Source organism: Cohnella sp. GCM10027633 (genome assembly GCF_042675445.1).
Lineage (GTDB): Bacteria > Bacillota > Bacilli > Paenibacillales > Paenibacillaceae > Cohnella.
Genome location: NZ_JBHTGV010000013.1, coordinates 117366 through 136156 on the forward strand (window position 1 = coordinate 117366; position 18791 = coordinate 136156).

An 18791-nucleotide genomic window follows, 5' to 3' on the forward strand; every position below is an offset into this window, starting at 1 on the left:
GCAGTCCCCCCCTTCTCTAGAATCCGCTTTCGTTACCGGCCATGCCGTAAGCATCGAAAAATTGATCGCGGAAGTCGCGAAGCCGGTCTTCCCGAATCGCCTGACGCACGTTCTCCATGAGCTTAACCAGAAAATGCAGGTTATGTACGGTCGTGAGACGGAGGCCGAACATCTCGTCCGCTTTGATGAGATGCCGGATATAAGCGCGGGAGTAATGGCGGCAAGCGTAGCAATCGCATTCCGGATCTAGCGGACCGAAGTCGTTGGCGAACTTCGCGTTGCGCACGACGAGCCGACCTTGACTAGTCATGAGCGTGCCGTTGCGGGCGATCCGCGTCGGCAGCACGCAATCGAACATATCGACGCCGCGGATGCTGCCTTCGACGAGCGCGTCCGGAGAACCGACCCCCATCAAGTAACGGGGCTTGTCACTCGGGAGCAGCGGTACCGTCTCCTCCAGCATCTCGTACATCAAGTGCTTAGGCTCGCCTACGCTCAGTCCACCCATAGCATACCCCGGAAAATCAAGGGAAGTCAAATCCCGCGCGCTCTGCTTGCGCAAATCGGCGTGCATGCCTCCTTGCACGATGGCGAACAGCGCTTGATCGTGCGGACGGCGATGAGCCTGCTGACAACGTTCCGCCCATCTGCTCGTCCTCTCGGTCGACTTCTTCACGTATTCGTACTCCGCCGGATAAGGCGGACATTCGTCGAACGCCATCATAATGTCCGAACCGAGCGCGTTCTGGACGTGCGTCGCGCTCTCCGGCGTTAGCGACAGCTTATCCCCGTTAATATGGGATCGGAACTGCACGCCTTCCTCCGTAATCTTGCGCATTTCGCTCAGAGAGAACACTTGGAACCCGCCGCTGTCCGTCAAGATCGGGCGGTCCCAGTTCATGAACTTATGCAAGCCGCCGGCCTGCTCGACGAGCTCATGGCCGGGACGGAGGAATAGGTGGTACGTGTTGCTTAGGATGATCTGCGCGCCCAAGTCCTTCAATTCCTCGGGGCTCATCCCTTTGACCGTCGCTTGCGTGCCCACCGGCATGAAAGTCGGCGTATCGATGACGCCGTGCGGCGTATGCACCCGGCCCAACCTCGCTCCGGTCTGCTTGCATGCTTTGATGAATTCGTATCTAATCGCCATCTGTGTGCATTTCCTCTCTGCTTAAGCGCTGCCTAAGTGATGAACATCGCGTCTCCGAAGCTGAAGAACCGGTATTGCCGTTCGACGGCTTCCCGGTATGCGGACAGCGTCGCTTCGCGTCCCGCGAGCGCGCTGACGAGCATGACGAGCGTCGACTTCGGCAGATGGAAGTTCGTCAATAGCGCATCTACCATGCGGAACCGATAACCGGGATAGATGAAAATATCCGTCCACCCTTCGCATGCTTGGACCGCGCTTCCTTCGAAGCGGTTGCCGATCGTCTCGAGCGTTCGCGCGGACGTCGTCCCGACCGCCACGATTCGTCCGCCGCTTGCCTTCGCTTCCCGCAGCATCGCGGCGCTCTCCTCGCTGACCGAATACCATTCCGCGTGCATCTCGTGCTCTTCGATCGTCTCCGCGGACACCGGACGGAAAGTTCCGAGTCCGACGTGCAGCGTGATCGGGCATACCTTCACGCCCATCGCCCGCAGCTCCCCAAGGAACGAATCCGTGAAGTGAAGCCCCGCCGTCGGGGCGGCGGCCGAACCTTCGTGCTTCGCGTACACGGTCTGGTACCGCTCGCGGTCTTCCAACGTTTCTTTAATATAAGGAGGCAACGGCATCTGTCCGAGACGGTCGAGCAGCTCGTTGAAGATGCCCTCGTACGAGAACCTGACGAGCCGCGCGCCCATTTCTCCTTCTTCCTCCACGACGGCGGACAGCAGCGGTTCGCCCGCTTCGTCTTGTCCGAATAGCAATCGCGCGCCCTTCGTGATCCTTTTGCCCGGACGGGCCAACGCTTCCCATCGGTCTCCCTCGATTTGCTTCAACAGCAGCAGCTCCACCTTCGCGCCGGTCTCGGCTTTCGTGCCGAACAGACGCGCGGGGAGCACTCTCGTGTCGTTCAACACGAGCGTGTCCCCGGGGTTCAATTGCTTCGCGAGATCGGTGAACGTACCGTGCTCCGTCCGGCCGTCGTCCTTATGAAGGACGAGCAGCCTGGAGGAGGTCCGATCCGCAAGCGGCGTTTGAGCTATTAATGATTCCGGTAATTCAAAGTCGTAATCGCTGACGTTCATCTCGTTCGCACCTTTTAGTCAACCTTTATAGATCGTGACGTTCTTATAGTAGTATTGCAGGATGTATTGGTAGTCATACCCTTGCTCGGCGAACCCTCTGGCTCCCCATTGCGACATGCCGATGCCGTGTCCCCAGCCTTTGCCGGAGATAACGAACTGCGGAGTCGCGGACGCCGCTCGCAGCTTGCCGCTTCCGTCCATGATGAACAGATTGCCTTCGCTCGCCGTCCGGACTTGTCCGTCCCCGCCGGCGATGGCTAACGAACCGAATTGTCTCGGCAGTTCTCTCGTGCTGCCTTGACCGTCTACGATCGACATCCTGCCCGTTTCCTCGATCGTGATCAGCGTGCTATTGACGCCGCCTAGCGCGCTCCGGATGTTATCCGGGTAAGCGAGAGCGACGCGGACGCCGTTCGCCTGCAGCTCCGTCGCGCGCCCGGAAGGACCTCTAGCGGACACTTCGAGCGTGTAGATCGGACCCGTAATGCTCTTGTCGTACTTCGCGAGCGACGCTCGCATCTGATCCGGCGAGAACGGTCCCGCGATCCAGCTGTACGCCGTCGTCATCTCGGGCACCTTGTCCAGCGGCACGACCGCGTCGCCGACAGCCAGCCTGCCGAGCTCTTCGCCGGCCGTCGTCGGCTTCGAGCGGACGATCGTCCCCGACGCGGTCGATTGCAACTGCGGCAATCCGACCGCGTTCTTAAGGCCGGTATCGGCCAGCAAATCCTCGCGCACGTAGCCGACGATGCCGGTTCCCGTCGCGACCTTGATCCATGGCTTCTTGCCGGCGTTCGGTCCATCGTCCGGGCTGACCGCGGCGCTTGCGTAAGTCGGATCGACGTTGCCCCACGCTTCGGTCGAATCCGCGGTAATGCCTCCGGCGTTCGATGCGAACAGCGCGCTGACGATACGTCCCGATGCGTTCACGAGCACCTCGCCCTTCGTCGCGTCGACGCCGGCGGTCGAGTTCGGGTTCTCCTTGCCCTCTCCCGCGCCGTAATACGCTTGGCTGACCGTCGTGTCGACGACGTTCGCGATCTTGAACGACATGCCGCCCGCGAGCGCGTACGATCTCGCCGCGACGGCCTGCGCCTTCTGCGCTTCGGCCGGCCAGCCCGATCCGACTTCGGCGGCCACCACGGAATACAAGTAATGCTCCAGGTTCACGTCGTTCACGACGGCAAGCGAGTTGTTGTACACGCTCATCTCCATGCTGCCGCGATACGTCCGCTTCGACCGTTCGGTCAGTTGGATCGTATCCGCGCCGGCGGGATCCGCGCGAAGCACGACGCCGGAAGCCGCCGGTATGGCGTACATCGTGGCGGGAGCGTTCACGGTCACATCGTTGCGCAGCAACGCGTAAGCATCTCCGGCTGTCGGAATCGTCGCCGTAGCGGCCCCCGCCGCAAGCGCCGCTTGCTGCAGCGCCGGCAGCGTCGACGCGTCCTTCTCTTGGCCGACGCGGACCGTGTACGTCATCGCGCCGGACAACGGCTTCGCCGCGACGAACGTATCCAGTCCGGCGGCGCCGATGACGCTTGCCGCCGCCGATGCTTCTTCGACGGTGGCATACGTGCCGGCTTCGACTGCCCATGGTCCGGCGATGCGCGGGCTGAGCAACGTCTGCACCCCGACGGACGCAGCCGCGTTCGACCATTTGGTCAGCGAGGCCGCCGCCTGCGCCGCGGTCGCGTATGCGCCCTCCGACACTTGATAGACGACCTTGCCCGACTTGTTCAGCTGCGTCACGAACGCGGCCGAAGACTGCGTCTGAATGTTCTTCAATACCGTCATCGCCGCTCCCTGCTCGGTCGTCTCCAGCACGAGCGCGCGGTAGCCGTCCATGCCGAACCTTACCGCCTGCCTAGGCGCCGCGCTGCCGATAACCGCGCTGTAAGCGGGGTCCTTCCACGAGACGGTCAATCCGCCCGCGGACTGTAGCGTCGCGACGGACGTCAGCGACGTCGATGCGCTGCTTCCCGTATTGATGAACAGCGCTACCCGGATCGTCGGCGGGACGTTCACGGCCGCATCGGCGACGATTCTTGACGATGCGGACAATACGGCCGCGACTAGTATAACGAGCAAGGCCAACCGAGAGTAAGATCGTTGATGTCGAATGCTTGTCATCTTCTAAGCCTCTCTTTCCGGCATAGGGAGCCCGAGGTGCTTATAGCCTGCGGCGGTTACGATTCTTCCTCGCGGCGTTCGTTGAAGGAAGCCGATCTGCATGAGATAAGGCTCGTATACGTCCTCGATCGTCTGGCTCTCTTCCCCGATCGAAGCCGCTATCGTGTCGAGGCCGACCGGACGGCCGGCGTAATTCAATATCATCGCCCGCAACATTTTATGGTCGATGCTGTCGAGCCCCATCGGATCGACTTGGATGCGCACCAAGGCGTCGTGGGCGACCGTTTCCGTAATGATGCCGTCTCCCCTTACCTGCGCATGGTCCCGAACCCGCTTCAGCAGGCGGTTCGCGATGCGCGGCGTGCCTCTCGACCTGCGCGCGATCTCGCGGGACGCTTCCCCGATTATGCCGACGCCGAAAATCTCCGACGTGCGCGTCACGATGTACGACAGCTCGTCCTCCGTGTAGAACTCGAGGCGGCTGACGACGCCGAACCGGTCGCGCAGCGGCGCGGACAAGAGGCCCGCTCGCGTCGTTGCGCCGATCAGCGTGAACTTCGGCAAGTCGAGCCTGACCGACCTCGCGCTAGGGCCTTTGCCGATAATGAAATCGAGCGCGAAGTCTTCCATTGCGGGATAGAGCACTTCCTCGACGGTACGGTGCAACCGATGAATCTCGTCGATGAACAGAACGTCGTTCTCCTGCAAGTTCGTCAAGATCGCGGCCAGGTCTCCCGGCCGCTCGATCGCGGGTCCGCTCGTCGTGCGGATGTTGACTCCAAGCTCGTTGGCGATAATGTTCGACAACGTCGTCTTCCCCAGCCCCGGCGGCCCGTATAGCAGTACATGGTCGAGCGGTTCGCGGCGCATCTTGGCCGCTTCTATGTAAATCTTCAGATTGTCCTTCACTTGCGCTTGGCCGATATATTCCGCCAAGTAACGCGGACGCAGGCTGTACTCCACCGCCTGGTCTTCCATCATCAAATGCGCGGTGACGATGCGGTCTTCCATCCTTCCGGCCTCCTCTCCCGCTTATAACGCGATTATCCCTGAAAAAGTTGCTGGAGCGCCAGCTTCATGAGAGCATCCGGCGATTCGCTGCCGGTCACCTTGTCCTTCATCGCGTGCCATGCGCGGTCCAGCTCCGCTTCGCGGTAGCCCAAGCCTCCGAGCGCTTCGCGCGCGGCCGCCCACGAGGCGCCGCCGCCCATGACCGCCGGCGAACTTACTTCCTCGATCGCCGATGCCGTCCATAGACCGTCCGTGCCGCCGAGCTTCTCCTTCAGATCGAGAATCATGCGCTGAGCCGTCTTCTTCCCGATGCCGGGCAGCTTCGTAAGGAACGTAAGGTTCTCTTGCTGGATCGCCGCCGCGATCGTCTCCGGCTTGCCGCCTGCCATGATGCCGAGAGCGACCTTCGGTCCGATGCCGGACACTTCGAGCAGCCTTCGGAACAGCCACTGTTCGTCGCGCGTCGCGAATCCGAACAATTGGATCGCGTCTTCGCGGACGTGATGATGGATGAAGAGCTGCACGGCGTCTTCCTTAGCCGCGAGCGCGTACGGATTCGGCGTGAACACCCGGTATCCGACGTCGCGAACGTCCATTACGACGTATTCCAATTCCGTATGTACGACCTTGCCTCGCAGGAAATCGATCATCTTAGCGTCGCTCCATTCATTCTATCATTCATCACGACGGAGTGCGCATGGCAGATCGCCACCGCGAGCGCGTCGGCGACGTCGTCCGGCTTCGGCACGGCCTGCAGCTTCAGCAGCATCCGAACCATCTCCTGCACTTGCTTCTTCTCCGCGGCGCCGTAACCGACGACCGCCTGCTTCACTTGCATCGGGGTATATTCGGAGATCGGAAGGCCGCGCTGCGCCGCCGCGAGCATGAATACTCCCCGCGCTTGGCCGACGCTGAACGCGTTCGTTACGTTCTTATTGAAGAACAGCTTCTCCACGGCGACCGTGTCCGGCTTGTATTGATCGAGCAAGCCGCAAGCCGATTCGTATATTTGCTTGAGACGTATCTCTTGGGGCGTTCCCGCCTCCGTCACGATGCTCCCGTATTGCACGGGCGTCAGCTTATGGCCGGACTTATCGATGAATCCGAAGCCCATGATCGCGATTCCGGGGTCTATGCCGAGCACTCTCATCTTCGCGTTTCCCCGCTTTCTTCCTATCGCTATCGACTATCCTATGATTATAGCAAAAGTCGAACGGGATGAGAACAGAAGGAGAACATAAATTCGGGTGCGGCTATTCGGTCTGGGACAATGATTGTTTTTGCGGACAGTCGTTACCATAATTGATACAAGCTTATACAATATCCCATCAGAGGACGAGGCGGTGGGAGCAAGTTGAAGCGATCGGGCGACGAAGATGACCGGGAGCCGCACGAGTGCGGCAGGCATAAGAAGAAACATTGCAAGTGCAAGAAAAAGAAAAAGCATTGCCGATGCGAGAAACACAAGCATTGCCGATGCCGGAAACATAAGAAGCATTGCCGATGCTGCAAAAGAGGACCGAGGGGGCCGAAAGGGGCTACAGGCGCAACCGGGGCTACTGGCGTTACTGGCGCGACCGGGATTACGGGGGTAACCGGGTTCGGAGCAACGGGGGCGACGGGCGCTACAGGGGCTACAGGCGCTACAGGGGCTACAGGCGCTACTGGCGCGACCGGGATTACGGGGGCAACCGGAATCGGATTGTCTGGACCGACGGGGCCGACGGGATCCACGGGAGCCACCGGAGCGACGGGTGCTACCGGCGATACCGGTGCGACCGGATTCGGCGTATCGGGAGCTACCGGGGCTACCGGGGCTACGGGATCTACCGGCGACACGGGTGCAACCGGATTCGGGGTGACGGGGCCAACGGGTCCGACGGGGGCCACCGGGGCAGCCGGCGGCTCGACCGGCGATACCGGCGCGACGGGACCGACCGGAGCGACCGGACTCACGGGCACGACTGGCGCGACCGGGGAGACGGGAGCGACCGGGCCGGTCGGAGATACGGGGCCTGCCGGAGGAGCCACGGGAGCTACCGGGCCGACCGGCGCGTCAGGAGCGACAGGCGATTCCGGTGCCACAGGCGCAACGGGTGCAACGGGCGTAACCGGCGATTCCGGCGCTACAGGAGCTACCGGTGAAACCGGCGACGCTGGCACGACGGGAGCGACCGGCAATACCGGCTCAACGGGGGCAACAGGGCCGACGGGACCCACTGGCGACGCGGGTGCCACGGGCAACACCGGAGCAACGGGACCGACGGGACCCACTGGCGATACGGGTGTCACGGGCGCGACCGGATTCGGAGTAACGGGAGCGACCGGACCGACTGGAGCAACCGGTCCGGGCGGAGGTTCAACAGGCGACACGGGTGCTACTGGCGCTACCGGCGCGACGGGTGCAACGGGCACGACTGGCGCGACGGGAGAAACGGGAGCGACCGGACCGATCGGCGACACGGGACCGACCGGTGGAGCGACTGGCGATACGGGGGCAACCGGGGACACCGGAGCAACCGGCGCGACTGGCACCACAGGGGATACCGGCGCGACCGGTGCTTCGGGACCAACCGGCGCGACAGGCGCTACCGGCGACACTGGAGCAACGGGTGCGACGGGCGATGCAGGCGCTACCGGAGCGAATGGAACTACAGGCGTTACAGGTGCAACTGGCGCTACCGGGGATACTGGAGCAACCGGTGCGACGGGCGATGCAGGCGCTACCGGAACTACAGGAGCCACGGGACCTACCGGAGCGACGGGAGCAACAGGCGTTACCGGAGTGACTGGTGCAACGGGCAGTACGGGTCCGACGGGACCCACCGGTGCTACGGGCGATGCAGGCGCTACCGGAACTACAGGTGCCACGGGACCTACAGGAGCGACAGGCCCAACAGGTGCTACCGGTGTGACTGGTGCAACGGGCGATATCGGAGAGACTGGTGCTACCGGTGAGACCGGGGATACAGGAGCTACCGGAGCCACTGGAGCTACCGGCGCGACCGGAGAGACTGGCGATACGGGCGCTACCGGATTCGGGGTTACGGGAGCCACCGGGCCGACGGGACCGGGCGGAGGGTCAACCGGCGATACCGGAGCTACTGGCGCGACCGGTGCAACAGGCGATACGGGCGCGACTGGGCCGACGGGTGCAACAGGGGAAACCGGAGCGGTCGGCGAAACGGGACCGGCCGGGGGCGCGACCGGTGCTACCGGACCAACAGGCGAGACCGGAACTACCGGTGCCACTGGAGCCACTGGAGCCACTGGAGCAACAGGCGATACCGGCGATACAGGTGCTACCGGAGCTACAGGAGCTACAGGAGCTACAGGAGCTACTGGTGCTACTGGTGCTACTGGTGCTACTGGTGCTACTGGTGCTACTGGTGCTACTGGTGCTACCGGCGCTACCGGCGCTACTGGCGATACCGGTGCTACCGGCGCTACTGGCGCAACCGGCGATATAGGCGATACAGGCTCTACTGGTGCTACTGGTGCTACTGGTGCTACTGGCGCGACCGGAGCAACCGGTGCAACCGGTGACACTGGTGATACCGGCGCCACTGGCGCCACTGGCGCTACTGGCGCTACCGGAGCTACTGGCGATACTGGCGCTACTGGCGCTACTGGCGCTACTGGCGCTACTGGCGCTACCGGAGCTACTGGCGCTACCGGCGCCACTGGCGCTACTGGCGCTACCGGCGATACTGGCGCTACAGGTGCTACTGGCGCTACCGGTGCAACAGGCGCTACCGGAGCTACTGGTGCTACTGGTGCTACTGGTGCTACTGGTGCTACTGGTGCTACCGGCGCTACCGGCGCTACTGGCGCTACTGGCGCTACTGGCGCTACCGGCGCTACCGGCGCTACTGGCGCTACCGGCGATACCGGTGTAACAGGCGCTACCGGCGCTACTGGCGATACCGGCGCTACTGGCGCTACCGGCGCTACTGGCGCCACCGGCGCAACAGGCGCTACTGGCGCTACCGGCGCTACTGGCGCTACCGGCGCTACTGGCGCTACTGGCGATACCGGCGTAACAGGTGCTACAGGTGCTACAGGTGCTACTGGCGCTACAGGTGCTACTGGCGCTACTGGCGCTACCGGTGCAACTGGCGCTACCGGTGCTACCGGCACTACTGGCGCTACCGGTGCTACCGGTGCAACAGGCGCTACTGGCGCTACTGGCGCTACCGGTTCTACCGGCGCCACGGGTCCGGCGTCGTCTACCTCAACCAAAGCGATCCTGTTCAGCGGCAACAACGTCGGCTTCCAACGGATCGCTGGCTCTCCGGGAGCTCTGTCCCAAGCGTTGCCTTACGTCACGGGGGGAGCCGGCAGCATCGTCGGGTTCTCCGCCTCTATTAATATCAACAACTTGATGGCCGGTACGTATCTCTACCAAATCTGTTGGGACGTCATCAACAGCGCGGCTTCGCCGCTGCCCGGCAACGTGATCTCGACGGTCACCCTAACGATCGGCGTCGCCCAGACCGGGACGATCATCTTCACGATTCGGCCGACCGACGTCGGCGCGCAAACGGTCCGCGTATCGAACGGCGGCGCTTACGCGCCGTTAACTCTCGCGCAGGCGAACGTCACGTGGACGAGTAACGTCGTTGGCAACCCTGTCTCCAGAACGAGCGCGATTTCCCTGTACTTGAATAATAATGTGACGCAGACCGCTATGTACTCGGTATTCATCTCGAGCGCAATCTAACGCGCGAGCTTGCGAATGCCAAATAAAAAGTCAACCGCCGCTGGCGGTTGACTTTTTTGTCCGGAATCCATCTATTCTTCGTGTCCCATCACGCCGCGCGATTTCAGCCGCGCATAATCGCTGAACGTGGAGATGACGCTGTTGTATTCGTCCTTGTCCGACACGCGGATGCCGTGAAGCAGCTCCCTCAGCTTCTCCTGCGTCAAGCTCGTCTGCAGCGTCTTCACGTCCAACTGGAAAAAGGTTCGGACGACTTTATCCTTCTGCGGAGGCCCGTTGAACAGCGACAGATTGCCGTCCTGGTCCATGCCGATATACGCCGTCTTGCGGCACTGCGGCGACAGATCGTCGACGTCTTCCGATAGAGTGACTTTGCCTCCGTCCGTCATCGATGCATCCCATTCCCGGTGAGCGAGGAGCAGGTTATAGGCCTCTTCCGGGGTATGCATCCCGAGCTTCCTCGTTTCTTCTCCGCACAAGTACGTTCGGTGCAGCACGAGCTCGACGTCCCCTTTGCGCTCGCGCAGCGAGGCGATCGTCTTGTCGCGGTTCGCTTCTCCGTAACCGGGACCGAATCCGAGCTTGTCCGACGCGGAGAAGACGGCGACCGCGTCGTCCGGCACGTCGGCGGTCCAACTCTTGACGATCGCGTAAGCCCCCCAGGAGCCGGCCAGCGTCGCCAGCGCGAATACGGCCGCGCCGATGCCGAGCGACCAGATATGACGGCGTTTGCGTTTCAGCTTCTTCTTCAGTTCCTTGAAAACGCGAAAGCGTAGCACCGGAATCCCCTTCTCTGCCTTTTTCTCTATTGTTGCCTGGGAATTCCGGTACTATGCGCTTAGGTTACCAATTTATCCATGGCAAGCTTTCTTTGCGTCTCGGCTTGCTCTTCTTCGCCGCCGCATGCCGAGGCTTTGCCTTCGCTGCGCGAGGTTTCGCCTGAGCCGCGGGCTGATGCTCGACTTCCCCGCTCTCGTCGGACGGATCGCGGTATGACCCGTCGAACGATTCCGGCTGCGTCATGGATCCGAGCGACGGGAATGCCGGAATCGACGGGAATCCGCCGTAAGCGTAAGGCTCGGCGCCGGCGTAGGAAAAGCCATGGCCCGGAGATATCAAGTCGGCCGGCGATACGGCCCCCGCCACTTGCGCATTGGGATAGCTGCCGTAGTAGCCCGGATAACCGACGTTCGGCATGGCCCCGGCTTGAACCCCGCCGACCTGCGGAACCGTTCCGTACCCGTAACCGTCGTAAGGCGACGAAGCGATCGGTTGCACGGCGCTTGGATTGCCCATGCCCTGGAATGCACCCGCCGTATTCGGCCAGCCGATCGGCGCCCCGCACGAAGAGCAACCGCCGACGGAAGCGGGAGAGACGGCGTTCGGGAACGGAGCGTTGTGCGCCGTATGCCCGCCGTAATTGCTGTCGTTCCAGCCTCCTATACCGCCATGGATATTTCCTCCGAGGTTACCCAACTGTCCGTCAAGCGAGCCGATGCCCTGAATAGGAGCGTGCCCGTATCCGCCTTGCGGTTGAACGGCGGGAGATACCGCGGAAGGAAATCCGAAGCCGTAATCCGGTGGGCAGTCGTCCGCCACGGCTCCCGCTACGACGGCAGGCGTCGGATATTGCAGGAACAGATCCTTGCTCGGCGCCGCATGGCCTCCGTAGATCGGTTGAATGTCTTGCACCGGATATGCCGGCGCGTGCGGCATGACGGGAGCGATCTTCTCCGATATCGGCATCGGCATCGGCATCGGCACCGGTGCCGGAAGAGGCGTCGGCAACGGCATCGGCATCGGTGCGGTTTCCGCCTTCGCGCCCGTGTTCGGCTTCGCGCCCGTTTCGGGCTTCACGCCTGTAGGCGCCTTCCCATGCATACCGCCGTGTCCCGCCGAGCCTACTCCTTCGTTCGAGGAACCGGCCTTCGGAATATTCACGACTTCGCCCGTAAGAAGCGCGTTCGGATTTTTCAACTGCGGATTCGCCTTGATCATATCTGACAAATGAATGCCCCACGCCTTGGACAGCTTCCACAGGCTGTCTCCCTGCTGAACGATATGCTGGTGCATCACTTCGACCGCCGATTTCGGCTGCGAATGGATTTTGACTTTCGTGCCGATCGCCAGCTCATCCGGATTGCTGATCTCCGGATTCGCCTTGATCAACTCTTCCAATGGCACGTTGTACTTCTTGGCGATCAAATACAACGTATCCCCTTGCTTCACCATATGGATCTTCACGCCGTTCCCTCCCTGATCGGATAACGTCCTCTACGTGCGGGCGGATGCCCTCGCGCAATCCCTACATCCTATGCAGGCAATGGGCGTTTGACATCCTTCCGAGCATAAAAAACCGACACCCCAGGACGGGATGCCGGATTCGTGAACGATCGCTTCGTTCGGGGACGTTATTCGGTTACGAACGGCAAGCTCGGATACGAGCCCAGCAAGCGTACTTGGCAGCCGATCGCCTCGATCTCGGAGATCGCGGCCGGCAGCAGTACCGTATCGAGCGACAGTTCGATATCGATGTAAAAATAATAGTTGCCCAGCTTCTTCTTCGTCGGGCGCGATTCGATCTTCGATAGATTGATCCGGCGCCAAGCGAACGCGGACAGCACTTGATGGAGCGCGCCCGGGTAATCTTCCGGCAGCGTGATCAGGATGCTCGTCTTCCGAAGCGGCGCCTGAGGCCGTTCCAGCGGCGCGTTGCCGACGAGCAGGAAGCGCGTGTAGTTGTTGTCGTGGTCGGTCACGCCTTCCCGGAGAATATCCAAGCCGAGGTCCTCCGCCGCGAGCTTCGTGCCGATCGCCGCCCATCCGAGTCCAGGGTTCGCCTTCACCACGCGTACCGCTTCGCTCGTGCTGCTCAGCGTCTCGAGCTCGGCGTGGGGCAAGTTGGCGCGCACGAATTGCTGACATTGCGCCATCGCTACCGGGTGACTCATCACCTTCGTAATTTTTCCTGGATCCCAAGCGCCGTCTTCGCCCGACAGCTCGTCTCGTCTTCCGATCAAGTTCTGAATCGACGGATAGATCCATTCCGCTTGAATCGGCAGATCGACCTCGTGAACGAGCCAATCCATATGCAGGCTTACCGAGCCGTCGATCGTGTTCTCGATCGGAATGATACTCCAATCCGTAACGCCTCTCGCGGTCGATTGGAACACGTCCTGAATCATTTTGTAATACACGAACTCGACGTCCTCGCCCCGGAACAAGTACCTGGTCGCTTCGTCGGATACGGTGCCGCTAGGCAGCAGCGCGACTTTGCGTCTCGTCATGCGCTCACCTCCGCTTCGGATGCCGCGAGAATGCGGTCGGGCGCATCTCCGAACTCCGGTTGGTCCTTGCTCAGCTTGCGCACCTGCGGGCCATGCAAGCAAGGCGCCAGCCAGCTTGTCGCCACGTCGATGCCTTCGTCCTTCATCGACTTCACGACGAAGCTTTCCAGCAATCCCTTCTTCGGCTCATCCCCCGCTTCCGCGAGAAGCAGCAGCGTAGGGCCGGCGCCGGACAGCACCGCGCCGAGGGCGCCGTTGTCGCACGCCTCGCGCAGAATCTTCTCCATGCCCGGTATGAGCGGCGCGCGATACGGCTGGTGCAGCCGGTCCCGCATCGCGAAGCGAAGCAGGTCCAACCTTCCGCTGGCAAGCGCCGCGGTCAACAGCGAGCTATGGCAGACGTTGAAGACGGCGTCCGTAAGCGACAGGCTCTCCGGCAATATGCCGCGCGCCTTCTTCGTCGCCAATTCGAATTGCGGCACGGCCGCCATTACGGCCAAGCCCGCGGGCGGATCGAGCTTGACGTGCTCCGCGCGAGTTCCGTCCCACGCGGCGACGATTATGCCGCCGAACAGCGAGGCGCCTACGTTATCCGGATGCTTCTCGAGGGCGGTCGCCATCTGGAACAACTCGTCCTTGGAGAGCGGATCCCCGATCAGCGCGTTCGCCGCGACGAGCGCCCCGACGATCGCCGCCGCGGAGCTGCCTAGCCCTCGCGTCAGCGGAATATCCGACCGGATCGCGATGTCCAGTTCGGGAAGCTCGGTTCCCGCGCGCTCGAATACGGCTTGCGCGACCTCGTACACGAGATTGGTCTTGTCCGTCGGAACGCCGCCGAGATTGTCGCCGTGCAGCGTAATCCGCGTCTCGCTTGCTGGCGCGAGACTCACCCATGCGAATAAAGATAATGCCATACCAAGCGAATCGAAGCCCGGTCCGAGGTTAGCGGTGCTTGCCGGAACCTTGACCACGACGCGGTCGGCGATCGTTGCGTTATTATTCAGGCTCATTGCGGACTCCTTTACCCCTCGACGCGGTAGACGCTTTTGATTTGTTGCACGGCGGGCAGCGCTTCGAACGCATCCAGTACGTCGTTCATCGCCGCCTTGCTCGCGTTATGCGTAATGATGATCAGCTCGGCGCCCGACTTGTTCGGCGCGGAAGGCTGCATGACCGATTCGATGCTGACGTCGAGACCGGAGAACACTTGGGCGATTTGAGCGAGCACGCCCGCGCGGTCGTCGACGTGCAGCAGCAGGAAGTACTTCGAGGCGATCTGCTCGTCCGTCTTGAGCTTCATGACCTTATAGCTAAGACCGGCTTGGCGTCCGTTCACGCCCAGCTTCATGTTCTTGACGACGGCGACCAAGTCGGCCACGACGGACGTCGCCGTCGGCAGCTCGCCCGCGCCGGGTCCGTAGAACATCGTCTCGCCGACCGCTTCCCCGTGAACGTATACCGCATTGTACACGCCGCCTACGGACGAGAGCGGATGACTCGTCTTCACCATCGTCGGTTGCACGCTGACGCTGATCGCGTCTTCGTCCCGCTCGGCGATACCGAGCAGCTTCACCTGGTAGCCGAGCCGCTTCGCATAGCCGATATCCTCTTGCGTAACGCCGCTGATTCCGCTCGCGCGAACGTCTTCCAGCGCGACGTTGGCCCGGAAGCCGAGCGTCGCCAGAATCGTCATTTTGCGGGCGGCGTCCAGCCCCTCCACGTCGGACGTCGGATCGGATTCCGCGTAACCGAGCGCCTGCGCTTCCTTCAGGACATCCTCGTAGGCGGCGCCCTCCTGGCTCATCTTCGTCAGAATATAGTTCGTCGTCCCGTTTACGATGCCCATGATCTTCGTGATGCGATCCGAAGAGAAGCCTTCGATCAGCGTCCGGATAATCGGAATGCCGCCTGCGACGCTAGCTTCGTACAGCACGTCGCAACCTTTCTCCCGCGCCTTCGCCAGGATTTCCGGTCCGTGCATCGCCATCAAGTCCTTATTCGCGGTAACGACGTGCTTGCCGCGCTCGAGCGCTTCGAGAATGAAGTCGCGGGATTGGGCGATGCCTCCCATCACTTCCACGATGACGTCGATCTCCGGATCGCGGACGATCTCCCACGGATCCTCCGTCAGCTTGTTCGGATCCACGTTGACGCTCCGGGATTTCGAACGGTCTTTCACCAATATTTTCGCGATCGAGATGTGCGAGCCGACTTGACTGCGCAAATCCTCTTGGTGGCCTTCGACGATGCGAACGACACCCGTTCCGACCGTGCCTAATCCGAGCAATCCTACTTTTACCGGCTTCATCCTGACTCCTCCGATTCTATCTATCTTCCAATGACTCGTCTTCCGATGCCTATGTCGCGCTAGCCTCTGCCGACGACGATCGCCCGCTTCACGCCGTCGATGGCGCGAAGCTTCTCTAGAAGTTCCGCCAGCTCTCCGTTCATGAGCGACGTGTCCACGGACACGACGACGTTCGCCATCCCTTGCAGCGGAATCGATTGCGAGATCGTCAGAACGTTCCCTTCGCTGGCCGCGAGCGTGCCGAGCACCTTGGACAGAACGCCCGAGCGATGCTCCAAGTCCATCGACAACGTAACGATGCGTTCGCGTGTCGTCTGCTCCAGCGCGTAGACGCCGTCCTTGTATTTGTAGAACGCGCTTCGGCTTAATCCGACGCGTTCGGCCGCTTCGTGAACCGTCGCCGCTTCCCCGCGCCGGAGAAGCTCCTTGACCTGCTCCGTCTTGAGGATGCCTTCGGGCAGCAAGTCTTCCCGAACGACATAATAGCGCTCCGCCATCTTCCGTCCTCCCACAAGAGACGAATGTATGCTCATGGTGGACATTATATCGAAAATCTTCACTCGAGGCAATAGGCGGCTTCCACTTGCGAGAAAATTGTCAAAAGATGCCTAACCATGTGGTATACTGGGAGCATTTAGATTAAATAAGCTTGCCGGAGGTATCGGATGGAGCCTAACTTAAACGCCAACCAGCGCGCTTGGACCGGAAGACGCCTGAGGAGCGACCTGCACGCCGGGAACGGCGTCGTCCTGCTCCCCGCGGGGCATCCGCTCTCGGATGAAGACATCATGAAGGTTCATCGCCATCGCATCGAATTGACGGAAGCCGACTTCGAGCCTCTATCCAAGCAAGACCAGGCGCTTCAGGCGCTGGAAGAATCGGTCGAGACGATTCAACGGCTGTTCGATGACATTCGACAAGGCGGAACGATTCCGTTCATGGACATTCGCAAGGAAGTATTGCCCGCTATCGTGCAATCGACGGAGCAGCTCCGCGTATTCCCGCTGCTCGTCTCGATGCAGGCGAAGGACGACTATACGTATCGCCATAATATCGCCGTCGGCGCGATCTCGTCCATGATCGGCAAATGGCTGAAGCTTCCCGAGAACGAACAAGCGATTCTAACGATGGGAGCGATCCTGCACGACGTAGGCAAGATGAGGATTCCCGAGCATATCCTGAACAAGAGGGACAAGCTGACGGACGAAGAGTTCGAGATCATGAAGAAGCATACCGTATACGGCTACCAGTTGATCCAAGAATGCAAGGAGCTCGACTGGCGTTCCGCCCTGATCGCCCTCCAGCACCACGAACGCGAGGACGGCAGCGGTTATCCGTTCGGCGTGACGGGCGATATGATCGATTCGCTCAGCAAGATCGTCGCCATCGCCGACGTGTTCCACGCGCTGACGAGCGATCGTTCCTACCGGAACGCTTCGCCTTTCTACGAGATTCTGCACCAGATGTACACGGGCAACCTCGGAAATTTCGATACGAGCATATTGCTTTTGTTCACCAGGCGGTTAATGGACGGACTGATCGGTTGCGAAGTGGAACTGACCGACGGCCGGATCGGCCGCGTCGTGCTCATCCCGCCGATGGATCCGACCCGCCCTCTGATTCATACGGGAGAATCGTTCATCGATCTTAGCAAGGAAACCGGCATCTACATGGAGCAGATCGTCGGCTGACGCGTCCCGATAACGTAGCGAAGCCCCCGCGGCCGATCAGGCGACGGGGGCTTCTTGCGGTTATGCTTAAGCGTCCTCGAACAAATAATCGTCCGTTCCGCCTTCGAAAAACTCGAATTCGAACTTGCCGATCCGAATGGTGTTGCCGTCCTTCGCGCCGCGCTTGCGCAGTTCGGCGTCGACGCCGATGCCCCGCAGAATGCGTCCGAAGCGGACGACCGCTTCGTGAGATCCGAATTGGGTGCGCCGCAGCAGCTTCTCGATCGCTTCGCTATGGATGACGAACGCGTCGTTATCCCGCGTAATCGTGAATTCGGCGCCGCCTTCCGGCTCGAACCGGTAGACGATGCCTTCCTCGGCTTCCTTCGCGTCCGTCTCTTCCGTCTCCGCCAACTCGGGCAACGAATCGAGCAAGTCCGCCACCTTGTACAGCAGTTCCTGCACGCCTTGCCTCGTGAGAGAGGAGATCGGCATGATCAGGATATCCGGCTTGGCCGCTTCGACCTTCGCGCGGAATTCCGCGAGATTGTCTTCCGAGTCCGGCATATCCATCTTGTTCGCCGCGACGATCTGAGGACGATCGGCGAGCTTGGCGTTGTACAGCTTCAGCTCGTCGTTGATCTTCTCCCAATCCTCGAACGGATCCCGGCCTTCCATGCCGGACATGTCCACGACGTGGACGATAATGCGCGTGCGCTCGACGTGCCGCAGGAATTCATGCCCGAGTCCGACGCCCGTGTGCGCGCCCTCGATCAACCCGGGCAAATCCGCCATGACGAAGCTCCGCTCGTCGCCGAGGTCGACGACGCCTAAGTTAGGCGTCAGCGTCGTGAAGTGGTATGCGCCGATCTTCGGCTGCGCGCCGGACACGACGGACAGCAGCGTCGACTTGCCGACGCTCGGGAAGCCGACGAGACCGACGTCCGCCATGACCTTCAGCTCCAGCGTAACCCAACGCTCCTGGCCTTCTTCCCCGTTCTCGGCGATCGCCGGCGCGGTGTTCGCCGGGCTCTTGAACCGGGTGTTGCCCCGTCCGCCGCGGCCGCCCTTGGCGACGACGACCTGCTGGTCGTGCCGCGTCAAGTCGGCGATCAGCTCGCCCGTATCGTCGTCTATGACGATCGTGCCCGGCGGCACGCGGACGATGTAATCCTCGGCGTTCGCGCCGTGCTGGCTCTTGTTGCGGCCCTTCTCGCCGCGCGGCGCCTTGAAGTGCTTCTGGTAACGGAAGTCCATGAGCGTCCGGAGACCTTCGTCCACGCGGAAGATAAGATCTCCCCCGTCTCCTCCGTCCCCGCCCGCCGGCCCGCCTTCCGGCACGTACAGCTCGCGGCGGAACGCGACCAGACCGTCGCCGCCGTCCCCGCCTTTTACGAATACTTTCGCTTTGTCTACGAACATGTTGATTT

General features: G+C 61.6%; 15 protein-coding genes. 2 read left to right on the plus strand and 13 right to left on the minus strand.

Annotated elements, in window-relative coordinates; all coding sequences use genetic code 11:
- Positions 1–16: 16 nt before the first annotated feature.
- From tgt to ruvC, 6 genes are read right to left on the minus strand one after another with little or no spacing between them, the layout of a single operon-like run.
- On the minus strand, positions 17–1150 hold the full coding sequence (gene tgt / locus ACFQZG_RS22710; RefSeq protein WP_378156716.1) for a tRNA guanosine(34) transglycosylase Tgt: 1134 nt from the start codon (positions 1148–1150) through the stop codon (positions 17–19).
- A gap of 32 nt (positions 1151–1182) precedes the next feature.
- A complete protein-coding gene (queA, locus tag ACFQZG_RS22715) occupies positions 1183–2229 on the minus strand; it encodes a tRNA preQ1(34) S-adenosylmethionine ribosyltransferase-isomerase QueA (RefSeq protein WP_378156718.1) in 1047 nt (348 codons plus the stop codon).
- A gap of 18 nt (positions 2230–2247) precedes the next feature.
- Entirely contained in the window at positions 2248–4362 is a 2115-nt protein-coding gene (locus tag ACFQZG_RS22720; protein ID WP_378156719.1) for a SpoIID/LytB domain-containing protein, read from the minus strand.
- 3 nt (positions 4363–4365) lie between these two features.
- Positions 4366–5373 carry a Holliday junction branch migration DNA helicase RuvB gene (gene ruvB / locus ACFQZG_RS22725; protein ID WP_378156721.1) on the minus strand — a complete coding sequence of 336 codons (1008 nt, stop codon included), beginning with the start codon at positions 5371–5373 and terminating at the stop codon, positions 4366–4368.
- Between the two features lie 32 nt (positions 5374–5405).
- On the minus strand, positions 5406–6023 hold the full coding sequence (gene ruvA, locus ACFQZG_RS22730) for a Holliday junction branch migration protein RuvA (RefSeq protein WP_378156723.1): 618 nt from the start codon (positions 6021–6023) through the stop codon (positions 5406–5408).
- A complete protein-coding gene (gene ruvC / locus ACFQZG_RS22735; protein WP_378156725.1) occupies positions 6020–6523 on the minus strand; it encodes a crossover junction endodeoxyribonuclease RuvC in 504 nt (167 codons plus the stop codon). Before ruvC ends, ruvA begins: the two co-directional genes overlap by 4 nt.
- Positions 6524–6727: 204 nt before the next feature.
- On the opposite strand from ruvC, the gene ACFQZG_RS22740 reads away from it, so the two are divergent.
- On the plus strand, positions 6728–10096 hold the full coding sequence (locus tag ACFQZG_RS22740) for a hypothetical protein (protein WP_378156727.1): 3369 nt from the start codon (positions 6728–6730) through the stop codon (positions 10094–10096).
- A 71-nt stretch (positions 10097–10167) separates the two neighbouring features.
- On the opposite strand, the gene ACFQZG_RS22745 is transcribed toward ACFQZG_RS22740, so the two are convergent.
- The 6 genes from ACFQZG_RS22745 to ACFQZG_RS22770 form a co-directional block, all read right to left on the minus strand.
- Complete coding sequence (locus tag ACFQZG_RS22745; protein WP_378156729.1) at positions 10168–10875, minus strand: BofC C-terminal domain-containing protein; 708 nt, start codon at positions 10873–10875, stop codon at positions 10168–10170.
- Positions 10876–10939: 64 nt separating this feature from the next.
- Positions 10940–12340, minus strand: a complete 1401-nt coding sequence (locus ACFQZG_RS22750; protein ID WP_378156731.1) for a LysM peptidoglycan-binding domain-containing protein — start codon at positions 12338–12340, stop codon at positions 10940–10942.
- Between the two features lie 167 nt (positions 12341–12507).
- Complete coding sequence (gene pheA / locus ACFQZG_RS22755) at positions 12508–13383, minus strand: prephenate dehydratase (protein ID WP_378156733.1); 876 nt, start codon at positions 13381–13383, stop codon at positions 12508–12510.
- A complete protein-coding gene (thrB, locus tag ACFQZG_RS22760; protein ID WP_378156735.1) occupies positions 13380–14393 on the minus strand; it encodes a homoserine kinase in 1014 nt (337 codons plus the stop codon). Before thrB ends, pheA begins: the two co-directional genes overlap by 4 nt.
- Before the next feature lie 11 nt (positions 14394–14404).
- Positions 14405–15691, minus strand: a complete 1287-nt coding sequence (locus tag ACFQZG_RS22765) for a homoserine dehydrogenase (protein WP_378156737.1) — start codon at positions 15689–15691, stop codon at positions 14405–14407.
- Positions 15692–15750: 59 nt separating this feature from the next.
- A complete protein-coding gene (locus ACFQZG_RS22770; protein WP_378156739.1) occupies positions 15751–16188 on the minus strand; it encodes an ACT domain-containing protein in 438 nt (145 codons plus the stop codon).
- Between the two features lie 168 nt (positions 16189–16356).
- On the opposite strand from ACFQZG_RS22770, the gene ACFQZG_RS22775 reads away from it, so the two are divergent.
- Positions 16357–17382 (plus strand): HD-GYP domain-containing protein, encoded by a 1026-nt coding sequence (locus tag ACFQZG_RS22775; protein ID WP_378156741.1) that lies wholly within the window; start codon positions 16357–16359, stop codon positions 17380–17382.
- Positions 17383–17448: 66 nt separating this feature from the next.
- On the opposite strand, the gene obgE is transcribed toward ACFQZG_RS22775, so the two are convergent.
- Positions 17449–18783, minus strand: coding sequence for a GTPase ObgE (gene obgE, locus ACFQZG_RS22780; protein ID WP_378156743.1), 1335 nt, complete (start codon positions 18781–18783; stop codon positions 17449–17451).
- Positions 18784–18791: the final 8 nt, after the last annotated feature.